This window comes from Paraburkholderia sp. EG286B, assembly GCF_040965655.1.
In the GTDB taxonomy this organism is placed as follows: Bacteria; Pseudomonadota; Gammaproteobacteria; order Burkholderiales; family Burkholderiaceae; genus Paraburkholderia.
Map to the genome: position 1 here is coordinate 388,909 of NZ_JBFRCF010000004.1, position 21,248 is coordinate 410,156.

19 protein-coding genes and 1 tRNA gene are annotated in these 21,248 nt (G+C 65.8%); 18 read left to right on the forward strand and 2 right to left on the reverse strand.

Annotation, left to right across the window (positions count from 1 at the left end; translation table 11 throughout):
* Position 1 precedes the first annotated feature (1 nt).
* From aceK to bioB, 9 genes are all read left to right on the forward strand, one after another.
* The gene (aceK, locus tag AB4Y42_RS10665) at positions 2–1,804 is read left to right on the forward strand and encodes a bifunctional isocitrate dehydrogenase kinase/phosphatase (RefSeq protein ID WP_368694219.1); all 1,803 of its coding nucleotides are present in this window, start codon (positions 2–4) and stop codon (positions 1,802–1,804) included.
* Positions 1,805–1,856: 52 nt separating this feature from the next.
* Entirely contained in the window at positions 1,857–3,053 is a 1,197-nt protein-coding gene (locus AB4Y42_RS10670) for an acetyl-CoA C-acetyltransferase (RefSeq protein WP_368687732.1), read from the forward strand.
* An 88-nt stretch (positions 3,054–3,141) separates the two neighbouring features.
* Positions 3,142–3,819, forward strand: a complete 678-nt coding sequence (locus tag AB4Y42_RS10675) for an SDR family oxidoreductase (protein ID WP_368694130.1) — start codon at positions 3,142–3,144, stop codon at positions 3,817–3,819.
* A gap of 53 nt (positions 3,820–3,872) precedes the next feature.
* Entirely contained in the window at positions 3,873–4,337 is a 465-nt protein-coding gene (locus tag AB4Y42_RS10680) for a YchJ family protein (protein WP_368687734.1), read from the forward strand.
* 566 nt (positions 4,338–4,903) lie between these two features.
* Positions 4,904–6,298, forward strand: coding sequence for a dienelactone hydrolase family protein (locus tag AB4Y42_RS10685; RefSeq protein ID WP_368687735.1), 1,395 nt, complete (start codon positions 4,904–4,906; stop codon positions 6,296–6,298).
* 415 nt (positions 6,299–6,713) lie between these two features.
* Positions 6,714–8,093: an adenosylmethionine--8-amino-7-oxononanoate transaminase gene (bioA, locus tag AB4Y42_RS10690; RefSeq protein ID WP_368694131.1), complete on the forward strand. Its 1,380-nt coding sequence runs from the start codon at positions 6,714–6,716 to the stop codon at positions 8,091–8,093.
* Position 8,094: 1 nt separating this feature from the next.
* Complete coding sequence (bioF, locus tag AB4Y42_RS10695) at positions 8,095–9,303, forward strand: 8-amino-7-oxononanoate synthase (protein ID WP_368694132.1); 1,209 nt, start codon at positions 8,095–8,097, stop codon at positions 9,301–9,303.
* A complete protein-coding gene (gene bioD / locus AB4Y42_RS10700) occupies positions 9,300–10,010 on the forward strand; it encodes a dethiobiotin synthase (RefSeq protein ID WP_368687738.1) in 711 nt (236 codons plus the stop codon). Before bioF ends, bioD begins: the two co-directional genes overlap by 4 nt.
* Positions 10,011–10,062: 52 nt before the next feature.
* Entirely contained in the window at positions 10,063–11,148 is a 1,086-nt protein-coding gene (gene bioB, locus AB4Y42_RS10705; protein ID WP_368694133.1) for a biotin synthase BioB, read from the forward strand.
* A 79-nt stretch (positions 11,149–11,227) separates the two neighbouring features.
* On the opposite strand, the gene cytX is transcribed toward bioB, so the two are convergent.
* Positions 11,228–12,544 (reverse strand): putative hydroxymethylpyrimidine transporter CytX, encoded by a 1,317-nt coding sequence (gene cytX / locus AB4Y42_RS10710; RefSeq protein WP_368687740.1) that lies wholly within the window; start codon positions 12,542–12,544, stop codon positions 11,228–11,230.
* Positions 12,545–12,770: 226 nt separating this feature from the next.
* Here cytX and AB4Y42_RS10715 point away from each other — a divergent pair, with 226 nt between their 5' ends.
* From AB4Y42_RS10715 to AB4Y42_RS10725, 3 genes are all read left to right on the forward strand, one after another.
* Positions 12,771–14,102, forward strand: a complete 1,332-nt coding sequence (locus AB4Y42_RS10715) for a replication-associated recombination protein A (protein WP_368694134.1) — start codon at positions 12,771–12,773, stop codon at positions 14,100–14,102.
* A 97-nt stretch (positions 14,103–14,199) separates the two neighbouring features.
* Complete coding sequence (gene serS, locus AB4Y42_RS10720; protein WP_368687742.1) at positions 14,200–15,492, forward strand: serine--tRNA ligase; 1,293 nt, start codon at positions 14,200–14,202, stop codon at positions 15,490–15,492.
* 129 nt (positions 15,493–15,621) lie between these two features.
* Positions 15,622–15,712: transfer RNA gene (locus AB4Y42_RS10725), tRNA-Ser, on the forward strand.
* Positions 15,713–15,797: 85 nt separating this feature from the next.
* Here the strand turns inward: AB4Y42_RS10725 and AB4Y42_RS10730 are convergent.
* Complete coding sequence (locus AB4Y42_RS10730) at positions 15,798–16,595, reverse strand: hypothetical protein (RefSeq protein WP_368694135.1); 798 nt, start codon at positions 16,593–16,595, stop codon at positions 15,798–15,800.
* Between the two features lie 217 nt (positions 16,596–16,812).
* Here AB4Y42_RS10730 and map point away from each other — a divergent pair, with 217 nt between their 5' ends.
* The 6 genes from map to AB4Y42_RS10760 all read left to right on the forward strand — a co-directional run bounded on the left by map (position 16,813) and on the right by AB4Y42_RS10760 (position 21,114).
* On the forward strand, positions 16,813–17,598 hold the full coding sequence (gene map, locus AB4Y42_RS10735) for a type I methionyl aminopeptidase (RefSeq protein WP_368687744.1): 786 nt from the start codon (positions 16,813–16,815) through the stop codon (positions 17,596–17,598).
* 142 nt (positions 17,599–17,740) lie between these two features.
* The gene (locus tag AB4Y42_RS10740; RefSeq protein WP_368694136.1) at positions 17,741–18,277 is read left to right on the forward strand and encodes a GNAT family N-acetyltransferase; all 537 of its coding nucleotides are present in this window, start codon (positions 17,741–17,743) and stop codon (positions 18,275–18,277) included.
* A gap of 238 nt (positions 18,278–18,515) precedes the next feature.
* Entirely contained in the window at positions 18,516–19,391 is an 876-nt protein-coding gene (minC, locus tag AB4Y42_RS10745; RefSeq protein ID WP_368694137.1) for a septum site-determining protein MinC, read from the forward strand.
* A gap of 92 nt (positions 19,392–19,483) precedes the next feature.
* Complete coding sequence (minD, locus tag AB4Y42_RS10750; RefSeq protein WP_042260914.1) at positions 19,484–20,299, forward strand: septum site-determining protein MinD; 816 nt, start codon at positions 19,484–19,486, stop codon at positions 20,297–20,299.
* A 14-nt stretch (positions 20,300–20,313) separates the two neighbouring features.
* On the forward strand, positions 20,314–20,568 hold the full coding sequence (gene minE / locus AB4Y42_RS10755) for a cell division topological specificity factor MinE (RefSeq protein WP_027795398.1): 255 nt from the start codon (positions 20,314–20,316) through the stop codon (positions 20,566–20,568).
* 228 nt (positions 20,569–20,796) lie between these two features.
* Entirely contained in the window at positions 20,797–21,114 is a 318-nt protein-coding gene (locus tag AB4Y42_RS10760) for a YXWGXW repeat-containing protein (protein WP_368687747.1), read from the forward strand.
* Positions 21,115–21,248 lie beyond the last annotated feature (134 nt).

The following is a 21,248-nucleotide window of genomic DNA, read 5'->3' on the forward strand; positions in this document are numbered from 1 at the left end:
CATGAAACACTTCCCGAAACTGCTCTCTTCGCAGATCGGCTTCGATGTCGCGCAGACCATGCTCGACGGCTTCAACCGTCACTATCACAACTTCTGCGACGCGGCGGCGAGGGCGCGGACTTTCTTCGAGGCAGCCGACTGGCGCGCCCTGCAGCAGCTCGCGCGCGAGCGCATCGCCTCCTATGACGACCGCGTGAAGGAGTGCGTGGCCGCGCTCGAAGACGAATACGGCGCCGAGAGCATCGACGACGAAGTCTGGCAGCAGATCAAGCTGCACTACATCGGCCTGCTCACGACGCACCGGCAGCCCGAATGCGCGGAGACGTTCTTCAACTCCGTGTGCTGCAAGATCCTGCATCGCTCGTACTTCAACAACGACTTCATCTTCGTGCGGCCCGCCATCTCGACCGAATACATCGAGAACGACGAGCCCGCCGCGAAGCCCACCTACCGCGCGTACTATCCGGGCAAGGACGGTGTCGCGGCGACGCTTGAGCGCATCGTCACGAACTTCCAGCTGGAGACGCCGTTCGAGGATCTCGGGCGCGACGTCGACTGCATCATGCAGACGATGCTCGACACCTTCGGGGTGGTCGAGCCCAAGCCGAACTTCCAGATTCACGTGCTGTCGTCGCTGTTTTTCCGGCATAAGGGCGCATATATCGTCGGGCGCATCATCAACGGCGATCTGCTCGCGCCGTTCGTCGTGCCGATCCGTCATGTGGAGTCGGGCAAGCTGGCACTGGACACGGTGCTGCTGCGCACGGAACAGCTGCTCATCCTCTTCAGCTTCTCGCACTCGTATTTTCTGGTGGACATGGAAGTGCCGTCCGCCTACGTCGAGTTTCTGCGCACCATCATGCCGCGCAAGGCCAAGGGCGAAATCTACACCTCTCTCGGCTTGCAGAAGCAGGGCAAGAACCTGTTCTATCGCGACTTGCTGCACCACCTCTCGCATTCGAGCGATCTGTTCATCGTCGCGCCCGGCATCCGCGGCATGGTGATGATCGTATTCACGCTGCCTTCGTATCCGTATGTGTTCAAGGTCATCAAGGACAGCTTTCCCGCGCCGAAAGAGACCACGCGTGAGCAGGTCGAAGCGAAGTATCAGCTCGTGAAGCGCCACGACCGGCTTGGGCGCCTTGCCGACACGCTCGAATATTCGAGCGTCGCGCTGCCCATCGCGCGGCTCGACCACGCGCTCGTGCGTGAGCTGGAGACGCTGGCGCCCTCGATGATCGAGTACGAAGGCGATAACCTCGTGATCCGTCACGTCTACATCGAACGGCGCATGGTGCCGCTCAATCTCTATCTGCAGAACGGCAGTGACGCGGAAGTCGAGCATGGCATCCGCGAATACGGCAACGCGATCAAGGACCTGCTGCGCGCGAACATCTTTCCGGGCGACATGCTCTACAAGAATTTCGGCGTGACGCGCAACGGCCGCGTGGTGTTCTACGACTACGACGAGATCGAATATCTCACCGACTGCAACGTACGCGCCGTGCCGCCGCCGCGTCATGAGGAGGACGAACTATCGGGCGAGCCATGGTACGCAGTCGGCCCGCGCGACATCTTTCCGGAGACGTACGGCACGTTTTTGCTCGGCGATCCGCGCGTGAAGCGCGCATTTCTCGCCCATCACGCGGACTTCTTCGAGCCCGGGCTCTGGCAGGAAAGCCGCGCGAGGCTCATCGCGGGCGAAGTGCCGGACTGCTTTCCCTACGACGCATCGATTCGTTTTAGCGTGTGTTACCCAGAACGTTTCGCGCGTGAAGACGCGCCGGTCGTGCGCGTTGCCTGAACGCGCGTGCGGCCAACAGCGAATGCAAACGGATTCATCAAGGAGCACAAACATGAGTGAGACGCAAAAGCAGGACGCCATCGTGATCGTTTCGGCGGCGCGCACGCCGATGGCGGGTTTTCAGGGTGATTTCGCGACGCTCACCGCGCCGCAGCTCGGCGCGGCGGCGATCGCGGCGGCCGTCGAGCGCGCCGGGTTGAAGCCCGAACAGGTCGACGAGGTCGTGATGGGCTGCGTGCTGCCCGCAGGGCAGGGCCAGGCGCCCGCACGCCAGGCGGCGCTCGGCGCGGGGCTGCCGCTCGCAGCGGGTGCCACGACCGTCAACAAGATGTGCGGCTCCGGCATGCGCGCGGCGATGTTCGCGCACGACATGCTGCTGGCGGGCTCGGCCGATGTGATCGTCGCAGGCGGCATGGAGAGCATGTCGAACGCGCCTTATCTGCTGCCGAAGGCGCGCTCCGGCATGCGCATGGGCCACGGCCAGGTGCTCGACCACATGTTCCTGGACGGCCTCGAAGACGCCTATGACAAGGGACGTCTGATGGGCACGTTCGCGGAAGAATGCGCGGGCGAGTACGACTTCTCGCGCGAGCGCCAGGACGCGTTCGCGATCGAGTCGCTCAGGCGCGCGAAACGCGCCAACGAGGACGGCTCGTTCGCATGGGAGATCGCGCCGGTGAAGGTGGCTTCGCGCGCAGGCGAAACGACCATCGCGCGCGACGAGCAGCCGTTCAAGGCCAATCTCGACAAGATCCCGACGCTCAAGCCCGCGTTCAGCAAAACCGGCACGGTGACGGCGGCGAATTCGTCGTCGATTTCGGACGGCGCGGCGGCGCTCGTGATGATGCGCGAATCGACGGCGAAGCAGCTCGGCCTCAAGCCGCTCGCCCGCGTGACGGGCCATTCGACTTTTGCACAGCAGCCCGCGAAGTTCACGACGGCGCCGGTGGGCGCGATCCGCAAGCTGTTCGAGAAGACCGGCTGGACGGCGAGCGACGTCGATCTCTACGAGATCAACGAGGCCTTTGCCGTGGTCACGATGGCCGCGATGAAGGAGCATGATCTGCCGCACGAGAAGGTCAACGTGAACGGCGGCGCGTGTGCGCTCGGTCACCCGATCGGCGCTTCGGGCGCACGCATTCTCGTGACGCTGATCGGCGCATTGCGCGCGCGCGGCGGCAAACGCGGCGTGGCGACGCTGTGCATCGGCGGCGGAGAGGCCACGGCGATGGGCGTCGAACTGCTGTAGGCTAGTGCCCGAAGAAGCGCGCCGCTTGGCAAGGCGGGCAGGCGGCGCGCTGCAGCGGTTTCAATGCACGGACAAGCAAGGTGACGAGATGAAAACAGCGTTGATCGTGGGCGCGTCGCGGGGCCTGGGTTTCGAGTTCGCGCGGCAGTATGCGAAGGCCGGCTGGCGCGTGCTGGCCACGGCGCGCGGGCCCGAAGCGCTCGAAGCGCTGCGCGCAATCGGCGCGCAGACCTTCCAGCTCGACATCGCGCGGCCCGAGGAAATCGCTGCGCTCGGCTGGAAGCTCGACGGCGAGCGGCTCGACGTGGCGCTCGTCGTGTCCGGCGTCTACGGCCCGCGCACCGAGGGCGTGGAAACCATCACGGCCGAAGACTTCGAATACGTGATGAACACCAACGTGCGCGGCCCTATGCAGCTGATCCCCGTCCTGTTGCCGCTCGTCGACGACGCCCACGGCGTGCTCGGCGTGCTGTCGAGCCGCATGGGCAGCATTGCGGAGACCACGGGCACGACGGGCTGGCTCTATCGCGCGAGCAAGGCCGCGCTCAACGACGTGCTGAAGATCACCTCGCTGCAAACGCGCCGCGCCACTTGCGTTGCGCTGCATCCGGGCTGGGTGCGTACCGACATGGGCGGCGCGCACGCGGCGATCGATCCAGCGGTGAGCGTTTCCGGCATGCGCGAGGTGGTGGCCGAGGCGGCCGCCGCGCGCGACGTCTTCAACGGCCGCTTCTTCCAGTACGACGGCACCGAGCTCGACTGGTAAAGCGGCGCCCGTCTGCGCTACGCTTGTGGCCTCTCGCAACGGAGCCTCGACCCATGAACGCTGAAGCCGCGCGCGTCGTCTCGCCCGCGACCCGGCCCGCCGATTGTCCCTGCGGCGGCGCCGCGCCCAACCAGAAGGCGGCCAGCAAGGCGCCGCGCTACGCGCAATGCTGTGGCCGCTTCATCGACGGAGTGGCGATCCCCGCCACGGCGCTCGAACTGATGCGCTCGCGCTACACGGCTTACGTGCTGGGCGAGGAGGCGTATCTGCGCTCGACGTGGGCGAATGAGACCTGTCCCGCCGATCTCGATGTGGACCCTGCAGCCGAGGGCGCCCCGCGCTGGCTCGGACTGGCCATCAAGCGCCACGAACAACTCGACGACACGCACGCGATCGTCGAATTCATCGCACGCTACAAAACGGGCGGCCGTGCACACCGGCTGCACGAGACGAGTCGCTTCACGCGCGGCGGCGACGGACGCTGGCGTTATGTTGACGGCGACGTTTCGTCTGGCTAACGAGTCACTGACTGCCTGCAATATTTTCCGCAGCGAATTCCCTCTCCGGTTCGCTAACATGACGCCGAAAATATTGCCTTTGCAAACAAGCGCTTACTGCACAATCGCGCGGCTGTTGTCCGCGCGCGACGCTCACCACCCGGACCTTTTTTAAAAACGCGCGCGTTCGGCACGTGCCGAAAGTCCTGTGTCCGCCTTGCCTCATAGGGCCGCGCGAAGTTGGCATGCCTTATGCCGGGTTACCCCTGAATTGCACAACAAATATTTGTCGTGCGAGTATCTAATCACGGTGCCCCGCACGATACGTAAGTGCATAGTGAAGAAGTTTTTTCACGTGATGCGTGTATCGACTGCAACGGGTGCTGGCGGCGGGTCTGATCGACGATAGAACTGCGCCGCGCAGGTGTTCCGATCGATGCAATTCCACGTTACGGGTACACGCCCGCTCCTGGCTTCGCGGCCAGGCGCAACGGTGTCTCGTTGTGCCCTGAAAGGGCTGAAGCGTGGGTAATGGTCGGACGGTTGTCGGATTCACAGCAGCAGGTCTTTTGCAGGTGGTGTAGCGCATGGCGTTCAGGAAGCTCCTTACCGGATGGGTCGTAGCCGGCACCGCGTGTGTGCTTTCGGTGGCTCACGCAGCGTCGCTTTCCGATCCGGCAAGTGCGAGCGCGAACCCGCAACTCGCCGCCAACACCCCCGCCACGCATTCCGCCACCGCTTCTCACGCGAACCTCGCAGGCGGTCCCCTCGGCAGCGCCAACGTGCCGCGCATCGCGCTCGACGACGCGTATCTGCCCGTCGTGCCCGCCAGCATGAACGAGCAGGTGATCCGCGTTCCCGTCGACGCATCGGGCGACGTCACGCTCGAAACAACGATTTACCGCCCGAACGGCCCCGGCCCGTTCCCGATGGTGATCTTCAACCACGGCAAGATTCCCGGCGACCCGCACCTCCAGGCGCGCAGCGACCCGCTCTCGTTCGCGCGCGAATTCGTGCGCCGTGGCTACGTCGTCGTCGCGCCGAACCGCCAGGGCTTCGCGGAGTCGGGCGGCTCGTATCAGCAGGACGGCTGCGATGTCGCGAGCAACGGCCTCGGCCAGGCGGCCGATGTCGCATCGACCATCGCGTACATGTCGAAGCAGCCCTATGTCGACGCGAGCCAGATCATCGTCGCGGGCACCTCGCACGGCGGCCTGGCCACCATGGCCTATGGCACCGAGGCGGCCAGCGGCGTGCGCGCACTGATCAACTTCTCGGGCGGCCTGCGCCAGGACGCCTGCACGGGCTGGCAGAATAACCTGACGCAGGCGTTCGGCAACTACGGCGGCAAGGCCCGCGTGGCCTCGCTCTGGCTCTACGGCGACAACGACTCGGTCTGGTCGCCCGATCTCGTCGCGAAGATGTTCGCCGCTTACCGCGACGCGCAGACGGGTGAGGATCACCCGGCCGCGACGGCCAAGCTCGTAGACTTCGGCGCCTACAAGAACGACGCACATCGCCTCGTGGGCGATCGCGACGGCGTGAAAGTCTGGTGGCCCACGGTCGAGGCGTTCCTCGCCAACCGCGGCCTGCCGACGGCGGTGCAGTACCGCGTGGCCGCGCCGGTCGCGCCGCGCGGCACCGGTTTCGCGCAGATCGACTCGGTCGGCTCGGTGCCGTTCGTCGATCAGGCGGGCCGCGACGGTTATCGCAACTTCCTCAAGCAGTATCCGAGCCGCGCCTTCGCCGTATCCGACTCCGGCGCGTGGTCGTGGGCCGAAGGCGGCGACAACCCGATGGCCGTGGCGATCTCGAACTGTGAAAAGCACAGCGCCGATCCTTGCCGCCTCTATGCCGTCAACAACACGGTGGTCTGGAACAACGGCGGCACGCAGACCGCCCAGACCGGCGACAGCGACACCACGCGCGCCACGGCGGACAACAGCACCGACGACCGTGACCACCCGCTGGCGAGCCGGTAAGGCGCGTTGCCCCGCCACTGCCGGGCGCACACTCTCAATCGCATCGGAAGCTTGCGGCCCCAAAGCGGGCCGCTTTGCTTTTGCGCGGGCCATTTCCTCGCACGCGACCCGTTGTGCCGCCCTTGGCGTCTGATTTCCGCGCGCCTGCGCGCGCGCCACGCGTCGCCAAAAATATCCGCCGCGCCGTCCCGCGTTCTGCAATTTCGCACCGCCGCGCAGATTTTTTTGCATAAGGCGGGTTCACTTTGCCGTCGTCATCTCCGCGCATTTCGGGTCTTTCTTTTCCATCGGTCCGGAGTTGTTGCGAACCGCTCGAAACGCCGCGCCGCCGTGCGCTGGAGGGCGATTTTCGGGGTAGTGCATTGCGGCAGCTAACACGTTAATCTCGGTTCCGCTGTCGTATCGGGAGTCGTATTTGAATTCGCCATCTCACCCTGCACACCTTGCCCGCGAAGATCGCGCCGCGACCGACTGGGTCGCTCGCAGCCTGCGCGCCGTGTGGCACCCCTGCACCCAGATGAAACATCACGAGCGCCTGCCGCTCGTGGCCGTCGCGCGCGGCGAAGGCCCGTGGCTGTATGACCGCGAGGGCCGACGCTATCTGGATGCGATCAGTTCGTGGTGGGTGAACCTCTTCGGCCACGCCAATGCCTCGATCAACGCGGCGCTCAAGGCGCAGCTCGACACGCTCGAGCACGTCATGCTCGCGGGCTGCACGCACGAGCCCGCCGTGGAGCTCGCCGAGCGGCTCTCGGCGCGCACGGGCGGCGTGCTCGGCCACGCATTCTTCGCTTCCGACGGCGCATCGGCCGTCGAAATCGCGCTCAAGATGAGCTTTCATGCGTGGCGCAACCGCGGCGAGAGCGGCAAGCGCGAATTCGTCTGCGTTGCCAACAGCTATCACGGCGAGACCATTGGCGCGCTCGGCGTGACCGACGTGAAGCTCTTCAGGGATGCGTACGATCCGCTGTTGCATCACGCGCATGTGGTCGCTTCGCCCGACGCGCGCGCGGCGCAACCCGGCGAAACGGCGGCGGATGTCGCGGCGCGCGCGCTGGCCGATGTCGAGCGTCTTTTCATCGAGCGCGAAGGGCGTATCGCCGCGCTGATCGTCGAGCCGCTCGTGCAGTGCGCCGCCGGCATGGCGATGCACGATCCCGCCTATCTGAAGGGCCTGCGCGCGCTGTGCGACCGCCATCGCGTTCACCTGATCGCCGATGAAATCGCCGTGGGCTGCGGGCGCACCGGCACCTTCTTCGCGTGCGAGCAGGCAGGCATCTGGCCCGATCTGCTCACGCTTTCGAAGGGCATCAGCGGCGGCTATCTGCCGCTTTCGATCGTGCTGTCGCGCGATGCGATCTACGAGTCGTTCTACGACGACGACACGACGCGCGGCTTCCTCCATTCGCATTCATACACGGGCAATCCGCTCGCGTGCCGCGCCGCGCTCGCCACGCTCGACCTGTTCGAGCGCGATGACGTGCTGGCTGCGAACGCGCGCAAATCGGCGCGACTGCGCGAATTGTTCGATCCGCTTGCGTCGCATCCGCTCGTGCGCAACCTGCGCCAGTGCGGCACGATTCTCGCGTTCGACGTGGCGCTCGAAGACCCGCGGCGCGCGGCGACGTTTTCGCGCCGCTTCTTCGAAAACGCACTGCAGCGCGAACTGCTGCTGCGCCCGATCGGCACGACGGTCTACGTCATGCCGCCGTATATTCTGGACAACGAAATGCAGGCGTTCCTCGCTACACGCACGCGCGAGACTTTCGACGCCACCGTCGCGGAGGACCTCTGACATGGCATTGCTCGATACCCTCGAACAGGGCTTGCGCGACATCGACGCTCGCGGCCTGCGCCGCCGCCGCCGCACCGCCGACACGCCTTGCAGCGCGCATATGAAGGTGGACGGCCGCGCGACTATCGGTTTTGCCAGCAACGACTATCTCGGCCTCGCCGCGCATCCGCAACTGGTCGCGGCCATCGCCGAGGGCGCGCAGCGTTACGGCGCGGGCAGCGGCGGCTCGCATCTGCTCGGTGGCCACTCGCGCGCTCACGCCCAGCTCGAAGACGATCTCGCGGCATTCGCGGGTACCTTCGTCGCTGCGCCGCGCGCGCTGTACTTCAGCACCGGCTACATGGCGAACCTGGCCGTGCTCACCGCGCTCGCGGGGCGCGGCACGACGATCTTTTCCGATGCGCTCAACCACGCCTCGCTGATCGACGGCGCGCGGCTCTCGCGTGCCGACATCCAGATCTATCCGCATGCCGACATGGCGGCGCTCGCCGCGCTGCTCGAAGCCTCCGACGCGAGCGCAAAACTGATCGTGAGCGACACGGTGTTCAGCATGGACGGCGATGTCGCGCCGCTCGCGCGTCTCGTCGAACTGGCTGAACAGCATGGCGCGTGGCTTGTGGTCGACGACGCGCACGGCTTCGGCGTACTGGGCCCGCAAGGCCGCGGCGCGCTCGCGCAAGCCGCGCTGCGCTCGGAACATCTCGTGATGGTCGGCACGCTCGGGAAGGCGGCGGGTGTTTCGGGCGCATTCGTTTGCGCGCATGGCACCGTGATCGAATGGCTCGTGCAGCGTGCGCGGCCGTACATCTTCACCACGGCTTCGTCGCCGCCGGTTGCGCATGCCGTGTCCGCGAGCCTGCGTTTGATCGAAGGCGAGGAGGGCGATGCGCGCCGCGCACATCTCAAGCATCTGATCGCGCGCACGCGTGCGCTGCTCAACGATACGTGCTGGCAACCTGTCGATTCGCATACCGCCGTGCAGCCGCTCGTCATCGGCGCGAACGAGGCGACACTCGCGCTGCAGGCCGCGCTGGAGCGCGACGGCCTGTGGGTGCCCGCCATTCGTCCGCCCACCGTGCCCGAGGGCACGTCGCGCCTGCGCATTTCGCTCTCGGCCGCGCATTCGGACGCCGACCTCGACCGGCTCAACGCATCGCTGCAGCGCGCGAGTCTGGAAGCACGCACAAACGCGCCGGAGTTCGCGCAATGACGGTTTCGCTTTTCGTCACCGGCACCGATACCGAGATCGGCAAGACCTTCGTGAGCGCGGCGCTCCTGCGCGGCTTCGCCCACGCGGGGTTGCGCGCCACGGCGCTCAAGCCGATCGCCGCGGGCGCTTACGAGCGCGACGGCGTCTGGCACAACGAGGACGCCGATCAGCTCGACGCCGCCGCGAGCGTGCTGCTGCCGCCCGAGATCCGCACGCCGTTCCTGCTCAAGGAGCCCGCCGCGCCGCACATCGCCGCCGCGCTCGAAGGCGTGACGCTCGACATGGCGCGCATCGTCGATTGCTACGAGGCGGCCTGCGAGCGCGCGGATGCCATCGTCGTGGAAGGCGTGGGCGGTTTTCGCGTGCCCCTCACGGCGACCGAAGACACCGCCGATCTCGCCGTCGCGCTCGCTCTGCCCGTGGTGCTCGTGGTGGGCATGCGCCTCGGCTGCATCAGCCACGCGCTGCTCACTGCCGAAGCGATTGTCGCGCGCGGATTGACGCTCGCGGGCTGGGTCGCGAACCGTATCGACCCGGCCATGACGTTCCCCGAAGAAAACATCGCCGCGCTGCGTGAGCGCCTCGCCGCCCAGTACGGAGCGCCGCTCGTCGGCGTCGTGCCGCACATGCGCGGTGCGAGTGCCGACGACGCAGCCGGACATCTGAACATCGACGCGTTGCTCGCACGCCTGCGCGCCAACGCTTAATGCACACTCAAGCACAGTCAAGCACAGTCACGTAAAGAAGGACCCCGACACCATGACGCAAACCCACATCGACATCACAACGCTTAAGGCCACCGCGCCGAGCGCCCAGGCCGCCGCCGAAGCCGCCGCGCGCTGGAAGGTCGCCGACGTCGCCGCGCTCTACGAGCTGCCGTTCAACGACCTGATGTTCCGCGCGCAGCAGGTGCATCGCGAGCATTTCGATGCGAACGCCGTGCAGCTTTCCACGCTCCTCTCGATCAAGACCGGCGGCTGCGAGGAAGACTGCGCGTACTGCCCGCAATCGGCGCATCACGACACGGAACTGGAGGCGGGCAAGCTGATGGAAGTCGGCGCCGTGCTGGACGCGGCGCGCGCGGCCAAGGCGAACGGCGCGACGCGCTTTTGCATGGGCGCGGCGTGGCGCAATCCGAAGGATCGCCACCTCGAGCCGATCAAGGACATGATCCGCGGCGTCAAGGCGATGGGTCTGGAAACCTGCGTGACGCTCGGCATGCTCGAAGATCACCAGGCGAAGGCGCTGGCCGACGCGGGCCTCGACTACTACAACCATAACCTCGATACGTCGCCGGAGTTCTACGGCAAGATCATTTCGACGCGCACCTACGAGGACCGCCTCGAGACGCTCGAGCGCGTGCGCGACGCGGGCATCAACGTGTGCTGCGGCGGCATCGTCGGCATGGGCGAATCGCGCCGCGAGCGTGCAGGCCTGATCGCCCAGCTCGCGAACATGGAGCCGTATCCGGAGTCGGTGCCCATCAACAATCTCGTGCAGGTCACGGGCACGCCGCTCGAAGGCACGGAACCGATCGACCCGTTCGAATTCGTGCGCACGATCGCGGTGGCGCGCATCACGATGCCCAACGCGATGGTGCGCCTCTCGGCGGGCCGCGAGCAGATGGACGACGCGCTCCAGGCGCTGTGCTTCATGGCGGGCGCGAACTCGATTTTCTACGGCGACCAGCTGCTCACTACGAGCAACCCGCAGGCGGAAGCCGACCGCAGGCTGCTGCAGCGTCTGGGCATCACGGCGCAGGCCGCGCAGCATCTGCCCGCCGACGACCACGCTCATCACGACCATCACGGTCATTCGCACGGCGGCTGCGGCCACTGCGAGTGACGTTTCGCACGTCGCCAGAAGCAAAAACGCCAGGCTGCGAAGCCTGGCGTTTTTTATTGTCCGACAGAAGTAAGGCGGGTTACGCGTAAGCCGCGCGCCGGCGCCCCGCGAGCACGAGATAGCACAGCGCGCCGATCACGAGCGAAGGCAGCGTCGCGCCGAGATTCGGCAGCCACTGGTTGAGCGCCTGATACGCGCCGAAACCGACCACCCACGCGACGAACGCGCTCACGTGCCAGCCGCCCGAATAGCCATAGGCGCCATTCAGATCGGCGAGGGCCTGGGTGTCGATGCGGCGGCGGCGCACGATGAAGTGATCGGCGAGCACCACGCCAAAGAGCGGCGCGAACACCGAGCCGATGAAGAGCAGGAAGTTCTCGTACTTCGCCATCGGCACGACGAGGCCGATCAGCGTGCACAGCGCGCCGAACGCCGCCGAGAGCCAGGGCACGCTGGCGCGCGTCCAGAACGTGCCGGTCGAGACCGCGGCCGAATGGATATCGGCGAAGGCGTTGTCGATCTCGTCGATCAGCACGAGCAGCAGCGCGAGGCCGCCGCCGGCCTGCGCGAGCGCCGTGGTGAGGAGCGCGTCGCCGCCGCCCGCGGCGAGGCCATAGATGGCGCCGAGCGCATAGAACCACAGGTTCGCGATGCCATAGCCGAACAGCGTGCCGCGGAAGGTTTCGCCCGCCTTGCGGCCAAAACGCGTGTAGTCGGCGATCAGCGGCAGCCACGAGAGCGGCATCGCCACCACCAGGTCGATGGCGCTGCCAAACGGCATTTCGCCCGTGCCGGGGCGGCGCATCAGCGCGCCCAGGTCCTGCTTCACGAGCAGGCTCCACGTGAGCCAGGCCGCGCCCGCGAGCAGCAGCCAGATGCCCCACGTGCGCAGGAAGCGCCGCACGAACGAGAGCGGGCCGCTCACGGCGAGCAGCGTGGCGAGCACGCCGAAGATCACGGTCCAGACGAGCGGCATCGACAGGCCGAAGGCTTGTTTGGCGAGCGCATCGGCGGAATCGCGCATCACGATGATCTCGAACGAGCCCCAGCCCACGAGCTGCACCATGTTGATGACGGCCGGCACCGACACGCCGCGCACGCCGAGCGTCGGGCGCAGCGACGACATCGCGGCGAGGCCCGTGTCCGTGCCGATCACGCCCGCGAGCGCGAGCAGCACGACGCCGATCACGCTGCCGATGACGATGGCCATCAGCGCGTGGGGCAGCGAGAGGCCCGGCACGAGCAGCGCGCCCGCCTGCGCGACGAGCAGGCCGATGCCGAGTGAAAACCATAGCGCGAAGGCGTCGCCGGTGCGGAACTGGCGGCGCGCGTCGGGCACGGGCACGTTCGGCGCGTAGGTGGAGCCGGCCTCGCCGGCGTGCGAATCTTGAGTCATGTGGAACGCTTTCCTCTGTATCGTGTGTTTTGTCTGTTTTGTCCGGGTGCTTCGGCTCGAGCGGCTCTGCCCGCGCTTCGCGCCGCGGCGCACGCTGTCATAATGCACGACTGCATCCGGAGCGGCGGGCCGTTTTGTGGTGTCGGGCGCTGTGTCCCCGGATCTGCCACCGAATTTGCCACACACGTGCGGCCAGCCGGTAAGCCGTCATTATCGCGAAAACGTCATGTTTGAAGAAACCCGTGCCAACGTCCCGCTCGCCGAACGGCTGCGCCCGCGCTCCATCGACGAGGTCATCGGCCAGAAGCATCTGCTCGGGCCCAACAAGCCGCTGCGCGTCGCGTTCGAGTCCGGCGAAGCGCATTCGATGATCCTCTGGGGGCCGCCGGGCGTGGGCAAGACCACGCTCGCGCGCCTCATGGCCGATGCCTTCCACGCCGAATTCATCGCGCTCTCGGCGGTGCTTTCGGGCGTGAAGGATATCCGCGAGGCCGTAGAGCAGGCTCAGCTGCATCGCGCGCATGGCCACCAGACGCTCGTGTTCGTCGACGAGGTCCATCGCTTCAACAAGAGCCAGCAAGACGCCTTCCTGCCGCATGTGGAGTCGGGCCTCTTCGTGTTCATCGGCGCGACGACGGAAAACCCGTCGTTCGAGGTGAACAGCGCGTTGCTGTCCCGCGCCGCCGTGTACGTGCTCAAGAGCCTCGACGAGGAAGAGCAGGGCGAACTCCTTGTCCGTGCGAGCGAGGAACTGGGCGGCCTGACCTTCACCGACGAAGCGAAAAAGGCGTTGATCGGATCCGCCGACGGCGACGGTCGCAAGCTGCTGAACAACCTCGAAATCGTTGCACGCGCGGCCGCTCAACAAAAGAAAACCGAGATCGACGGCGAACTGCTCGGCAGCGCGCTGGCGGAAAACCTGCGCCGCTTCGACAAGGGCGGCGACGCGTTCTACGACCAGATCAGCGCGCTGCACAAGTCGGTGCGCGGCAGCAACCCGGACGGCGCGCTCTACTGGTTCTGCCGCATGCTCGACGGCGGCGCGGACCCGCGTTATCTCGCGCGGCGCATCGTGCGCATGGCGTGGGAGGACATCGGCCTCGCCGACCCGCGCGCCGGACGCATCACGCTCGACGCCGCCGAGACCTACGAGCGCCTCGGTTCGCCCGAAGGCGAACTCGCGCTCGCGCAGGCCGTGATCTATCTGGCCGTCGCGCCGAAGTCGAACGCGGGCTACAACGCGTATAACGAGGCGCGGCGCTTCGTGAGCAAGGACCAGTCGCGCGCGGTGCCGATCCATCTGCGCAACGCGCCGACCAAGCTCATGAAGGAGCTGGGCTGCGGCCACGAATACCGCTACGCGCACGACGAACCCGACGCCTACGCGGCAGGCGAGACCTATCTGCCCGACGGCATGCGCGATCCGCGCTGGTATCAGCCCACGCCGCGCGGGCTCGAAGGCAAGATCGGCGAAAAGCTCGCGCGCCTGGCCGACCTCGACGCGCAATGGCGCGACGAGCACCGCGAGGAACTCCGCGAGAGGAAGCGCAAGGGCTGAATCGCCCCGAACAACGGCGATGCCCGCCGCGCCGGGCTGCCCCGGCCGGTGCGCTAAAATCGTCCCTTCACACAACGACACTGCGTCTCACAATCCCATGCTCGACATCCAGCTGCTGCGCAAAGACCTCGACGGCGTCGCGAAGCGCCTCGCCGACCGCGGCTACACCCTCGACGTCGCGGCCTTTTCCGCGCTCGAAGCGGAACGCCGCGCCATCCAGACCCGCACCGAAGAGCTCCAGGCGCGCCGCAACAGCCTGTCGAAGCAGATCGGCGCGATGAAAGGCCGCGGCGAGGACACCTCGGCGGTCATGGCCGAAGTGGGCGGCATCGGCGACGAGATGAAGACGTCGGCCGCCAAGCTCGACGAGATCCAGTCGAAGCTCTCGGACCTGCTGCTCGGCGTGCCGAACCTGCCGCACGAAAGCGTGCCCGCGGGCAAGGACGAGGCCGACAACGTGGAAGTGCGCCGCTGGGGCACGCCGCGCGCGTTCGACTTCGAGGTGAAGGATCACGTGGACGTCGGCACGCCGCTGGGTCTGGACTTCGAGACGGGCGCGAAGCTCTCGGGCGCGCGCTTCACGATGCTGCGCGGCCAGATCGCGCGCCTGCACCGCGCGCTCGCGCAGTTCATGATCGACACGCACACGCTCCACCACGGCTACACGGAAACGTACACGCCCTACATCGTCAACCCGGAAATCCTGTACGGCACGGGCCAGCTGCCCAAGTTCGCCGACGACATGTTTCGCGTGGAAAAGGGCGGCGGCGAGAACACGGTCACGCAGTACCTCATTTCGACCTCGGAAATCTCGCTCACGAACACGGTGCGCGAGAGCATCGTGGAAGGCAGCGCGCTGCCGATCAAGCTCACGGCGCACTCGCCGTGCTTCCGTTCGGAAGCCGGTTCGTATGGCCGCGACACGCGCGGCATGATCCGTCAGCACCAGTTCGACAAGGTCGAGATGGTGCAGATCGTTGCGCCCGAAACGTCGTACGACGCGCTCGAGCAGATGGTCGTCCACGCAGAAACCATCCTGCAGAAGCTCGGCCTGCCGTATCGCGTCATCACGCTGTGCACGGGCGACATGGGCTTTTCGGCCACCAAGACCTACGACCTCGAAGTGTGGCTGCCCGCGCAGAACACCTATCGTGAAATTTCGAGCTGCTCGAACACGGAAGCGTTCCAGGCGCGCCGCATGCAGGCGCGCTATCGCAACGCGCAGGGCAAGCCGGAACTCGTGCACACGCTCAACGGCTCGGGCCTCGCCGTGGGCCGCACGCTGGTTGCGGTGCTCGAGAACTATCAGGAAGCGGACGGCTCGGTCACCGTGCCGGAGGTGCTACGGCCATATATGGGCGGCGTGGCGCGTCTCGAAGGGTCGGCCTGAGCGCGGGAGATTTGCTTGCCCTCGAAACTTTTTGCACAAGAGGGCTTGCGGAACTCAAAAAATGTTCTATAATCTTCGCTTCTCCGGTTGCCGACCAACACCGGGGAGGCAGTAAAAAAGCAGTACACCGGAGAGGTGGCAGAGTGGTCGAATGTACCTGACTCGAAATCAGGCGTACGGTTTCCCCGTACCGTGGGTTCGAATCCCACCCTCTCCGCCAAATTCAGAAAACCCCTGCATGCTTGACCGCTGCAGGGGTTTTTGCTTTTCTGCTCTTGTTCCGGTGTGCATACCGGAGCGCATTTTCACTTGCGCAGGTGGCCGCGCATCTCCAGCGCATGCAGGTAGGTGCCCGAGATCGACGATCCTCCGTGATGCACGATCTTCTCGTCGATGAGCGCCCACACCGACTTGCCCGCCGCGCGCACGCGCCGGCAAAACGATAGATCTTCCGAGAGGTACACGCCTTGCTCGCCAACGGTGTCGAAGAACGCGTGGAACTTGCCGTCCGGCAGGTAGCCCGCGTACTGCGCGGGCGGCCGGTAAAGCGCCGTATGCGCCGCGGTCGCCTCCAGCGCGTCGCGCCGCACGAGGAAGATGCCCGTGCCGACGTGGCTCACCTCGGCCCAGCCGTCGGACACGACACTGCTGCCCGCTTCATCCGCGAGAATCGCCGTGTTGTAGTCCACGGTCTTTTCCTGCCATTCGCGCAGCGTGAGCCCCACGTCGGCGCTCGTGATGCGCTTCTCGCGGTCGAAATAGCGGTACGGGCAGGCAATGCCGGCCACGGGCTTGTTGCCGGCGAGCAGGCGCAGAACCGCTTCGCGCGAGAAGTCCATGTCCGTATCGAGAAAGAGGACATGGCTGAACTCGTGATGGCTCAAAAAATAATTCGCAAAGAAATTGCGCGCGGGGATGATGTGCGACGAGGCCGTATGGATGTACTCGTAGCGGACGCCGCGTTCCTTGAGCGCCTCCATGAGGCGCGCGAGGGCCATGGCGAAGTCGAAATGCACCGAGTTGTCGTAAGTGGGCAGCGCGATCAGGAGGTGGGGCGCCGCGTTCGGCGTGGAGGAGGTGGGGGCGGGATTACTTGGGGTCATGATCGGACTGCCTGCGCGCGATGTAAGATATTTCTCATTCTTGACGGCGGCTTGTGCTCGAACAATCGGAGATCTCTGAAAATTCCGCGTCCGGCGTCATCGGGATGACATGGTTTGCGGGTTGCTGCGCTAGCGACGCCGCAGCGCCGGTACAATCGCTCCTTTGAATTTGCGGCGCAGGGTTCTCTGCCACCGCCGCGCCCACTTCGGTCCATCGATGCCTATCACCTACAAGTCTGCCGACGATCTCGCCCGCCTGCGCATTTCGGGCCGGCTCGCCGCCGACGTGCTCGCGATGATCGGAGAGCACGTGAAGCCGGGCGTCTCCACCGACGACCTCGACGCGATCTGCAACGACTACATCGTCAACACGCTCAAGGCCGTGCCGGCCAATGTCGGCTACCTCGGCTTTCCGAAGACGATCTGCACGTCCGTCAATTCCGTGGTCTGCCACGGCATTCCCGATCGCGGCGAGGTGCTCAAGGACGGCGACATCATCAACATCGACGTGGCCGTGATCAAGGACGGCTATTTCGGGGACACGAGCCGCATGTACTGCGTCGGCACGCCGAGCACGGTCGGCCGCCAGCTGATCGACACGACCTACGAGGCGATGCTCGCGGGCATCCGCCAGGTGAAGCCGGGGGCGACGCTCGGCGATGTCGGCAACGCCATCCAGAAGCGCGCCCAGGCGGACGGCTTCTCGATCGTGCGCGAGTATTGCGGCCACGGCATCGGCAAGGTCTACCACGAGGAACCGCAGGTGCTGCACTACGGCCAGCCGGGGCAGGGCGTGCGCCTGAAGCCGGGCATGGTCTTCACGATCGAACCGATGGTCAACGCGGGCCGCGCCGGCACGTCGGTGCAGCGCGACGGCTGGACGGTCGTCACGAAGGACCGCTCGCTCTCGGCGCAGTGGGAACACATGGTCGCGGTCACCGACGACGGCTACGAACTCCTCACGCCCTGGCCGGACGGCACAGGCCCCTACGAGGCCCCGTGAGCGTGGCTGTGCGGCCTCTGGGGCCGTCTGTCAAGGCTCGCGCGCAGGGCGTCGCGTGCCGGCAATTGTCAAATAAGGATTTGACTCTCAAGCCAGTTCGGTTAAAGCTACGCGTTAGCGCTTTATTGGGGTTTACGACTGCATGAGTCCGTCACTGACCGTTCGCCGTATCGCCGCCGATCAGGGTGCCGTGCTCCGCGAGCTTCGAACAGCTTCGCTGCGCGACGCGCCTTATGCATTTGGCGACACGCTCGAAGACGCGCTATCCGCCGATGCCGCCGTTTTCGACGCCGCGGCGGCCCGGCATGCGGTTTCGCACACGGGCACGTCGTTCATTCTCTACACCGAGGGCCATCCGGCCGGTCTGATCGGCGCGAGCTTCGAAAGCGCGCCGGCGCGGCGCGCGTTCGTCTCGGCGCTGTGGGTCGCGCCTGCGGTGCGTCATCTGAGCGGCGGCGAACTGCTGCTGAACAGCGCCATCGAATGGCTCGTGAGCGAAGGCGCCACGCAGGTCTACGCCTGGATCACCGACACGAACACCACGGCCATGCGCTTCTACGAGCGCCTCGGCTTCGTCGCCACCGGCGACCACGCGCGCAGCCAGCAGCAGCCCGAGCAGTGGGAAACGCTGCTCATGCGACCGCTCGGCGAGCACACGAAGTCCGCTGCCTCGCCGTAACGCCCGACGTTCGCGTTGCCGCGCGCGGCAGCGCCCGCGTTTCGTTTCCCTCCGTACGACACACCGAACCCGATCGTCTATGCACGCGCGGCGCACTCGCGCTTCGCGCGCTTTTTTGCGCCATTTTTGACGGTGCGTTGGTGCGTATCCGGCAGCGAATTTGGCCGAATACACCATTAAAAATAATGGCCGTGTGCGTCCGCGCCTGTAAAATACGCAAAATTTTTAGCCGAACGCCATGTCGCCCAGGAAATCGCCATATTTTGAACTGAAGAGCGGTTCAGTCGATACGCTTCTGTTCGTGGTCAAGACGACCGAGCTCGATGCCATGCGCGCCGAGCTCACGCGGCGCTTCGAGGCGACGCCCGAATTCTTCGCCAACGACACCGTCGCGATCGACGTGCGGCGTCTCGCCGACGGCGAGCAGATCGCGCTCGGCGACATCGCGCGTCTGCTCGAAAGCGTGCGCATGCGCCCGATAGGCGTGGTTGCACAACCTGAACAGCACGGCTGGGCCGCTGCGGCAGGCATGCCGTTCCTCGAGGCCCGCGACCGCCGCGGCGCGGGCGCGAAGCAGGCCGCCGAAGAAGGCGCAGGCGAAGGCGAGGCATCGAATGCTTCGGCCGCCGCATCTGCCGCCGCCCCGGCCGCGCCGCAAGCCACTGCTGCACAGCCCGAACTCTTTACCACCGAAACGGACCCGGCCGCCGCCGAAGCGGGCGCTGCGGCAACGGTCAACGCGGCGGCGCTCGACGCCGGCGCATCGGGCGCGCGCGCGGAACCCACGCTCGTGATCGACCGGCCGCTGCGCTCGGGCCAGCGCATTTACGCGAAGGGCGACGTGGTCGTGCTCGGCCTCGTTTCCAACGGTGCGGAAGTGATCGCCGAGGGCAACATCCACATTTACGCGCCGCTGCGCGGTCGCGCGCTCGCGGGCGTGCACGGCAACCACGACGCACGCATTTTCTGCACGAGCCTCGAGGCGGAACTGATTTCGATTGCGGGCATCTACCGTACCACGGAAGTTCCACTCGCCGACGACGTGCGGGGCAAGCCGGCCCAGATCCGGCTCGAGGAAGAAAAGCTGTTGATCGAACCGTTGAGGCTCACCTGAGTCGCAGCTCGAGCGTCGTGCGCAGGCGAGCAGGGGCATGAGCGGCACGCGATGAGACCAAACTGAGAAACTGACGAACGCAAGGTAAGGGAATGGCAAAAATCATTGTGGTGACTTCGGGCAAAGGTGGTGTCGGTAAAACGACCACGAGCGCGAGTTTCGCATCGGGCCTCGCGTTGCGCGGCCACAAGACCGCGGTCATCGACTTCGACGTGGGCCTGCGCAATCTCGACCTCATCATGGGTTGCGAGCGCCGCGTCGTGTACGACCTGATCAACGTGATCCAGGGTGAGGCGAACCTCAATCAGGCGCTCATCAAGGACAAGAAGTGCGAAAACCTCTTCATCCTGCCGGCCTCGCAAACGCGCGATAAAGACGCGCTCACGAAAGAAGGCGTGGAGAAGGTGATCGAGGACCTGCGCAAGATGGACTTCGAGTACATCGTGTGCGATTCGCCCGCGGGCATCGAGTCGGGCGCGCTGCTCGCGATGCACTTCGCCGACGAAGCGCTCATCGTGACGAATCCGGAAGTGTCTTCCGTGCGCGACTCGGACCGGATCCTCGGCATGCTGTCGTCGAAGACCAAGCGCGCGATCGAAGGCAAGGACCCGATCAAGGAGCACCTGCTCATCACCCGTTACAACCCGAAGCGCGTGAGCGAAGGCGAGATGCTCTCGCTGAACGACATTCAGGAAATCCTGCGCATCGAACTGATCGGCGTGATCCCCGAATCGGAAGCGGTGCTGCACGCTTCGAACCAGGGTCTGCCGGCAGTGCATCTGGACGGCACCGACGTCGCCGAGTCGTACAAGGACGTCGTGTCGCGCTTTCTCGGCGAGGACAAGTCGCTTCGCTTCACCGATTACCAGAAGCCGGGCCTCTTGCAGCGCCTCTTCGGTAGCAAGTAAGGGAGGCGAACGTCATGTCGTTTCTTTCGTTTTTTCTCGGCGAGAAGAAGAAATCCGCCTCGGTAGCGAAGGAACGCCTGCAGCTCATCATTGCTCACGAGCGCGCAGGCGGCCACCCGCCCGCCGACTATCTGCCGGCCCTGCAACGCGAACTGGTCGCGGTGATCTCGAAGTACGTGAAGATCTCCGATGAAGACATTCGCGTGAGCCTCGAACGTCAGGACGATCTCGAAGTGCTCGAGGTCAAGATCGAGATTCCGCAGGCTTGAGTTTCTACGCGCGCAGCCGCTGCGCTGCGCGCGTCGTTCGTCGTATCGCTTCGTTGTTCCTTCGCGCCTTCCTCTCTCGCGCCGCGCTTCGGCCCGCTCGCCTGCCTTACCGAAATATTCCGTTTCACTTCACCCCGCGCCGTTACACCGCCGCTGTCAGCGCAACCCCGTGCTCGCGCATTGATCGGGTAACGCCAATCATGGCGTCCACATTCAAGGGTGATCAACATGAACAACTCCATTCGCCTCTTCATCGCCAAGGCCGCGATCGTTGCCGCTGGCACCTGCGCGGTCGCGGCGCCGGCGCTTGCCGAAATCGTCGTGGTCGAGCCGAGTGCGCCGCCGCCTGCCGAACGCGTGGAAGTCGTGCCGGCGCCGCGCGTGGGCTACGTGTGGGACAAGGGCCACTGGCGCTGGGACCACGGCCAGTACGTGTGGATGAGGGGCCACTGGCAGGCTGAGCGTGTCGGCTATCACTGGGTGCCGGGCCACTGGATCGCCCACGGCCCGAACTGGCGCTGGGTCGAAGGCCACTGGGCTGCCTGATCGTTCAAGCCTGAGGGGAGCCCTATCATGAGTAAAAAACTGCTCGCGGCGGCCGTGCTCGCGCTTATGCTGGCGGGCTGCATCGTCGTGCCGGCGCGGCCCATGTACGTGAGACCCGCGCCGGTCGTCGTGTA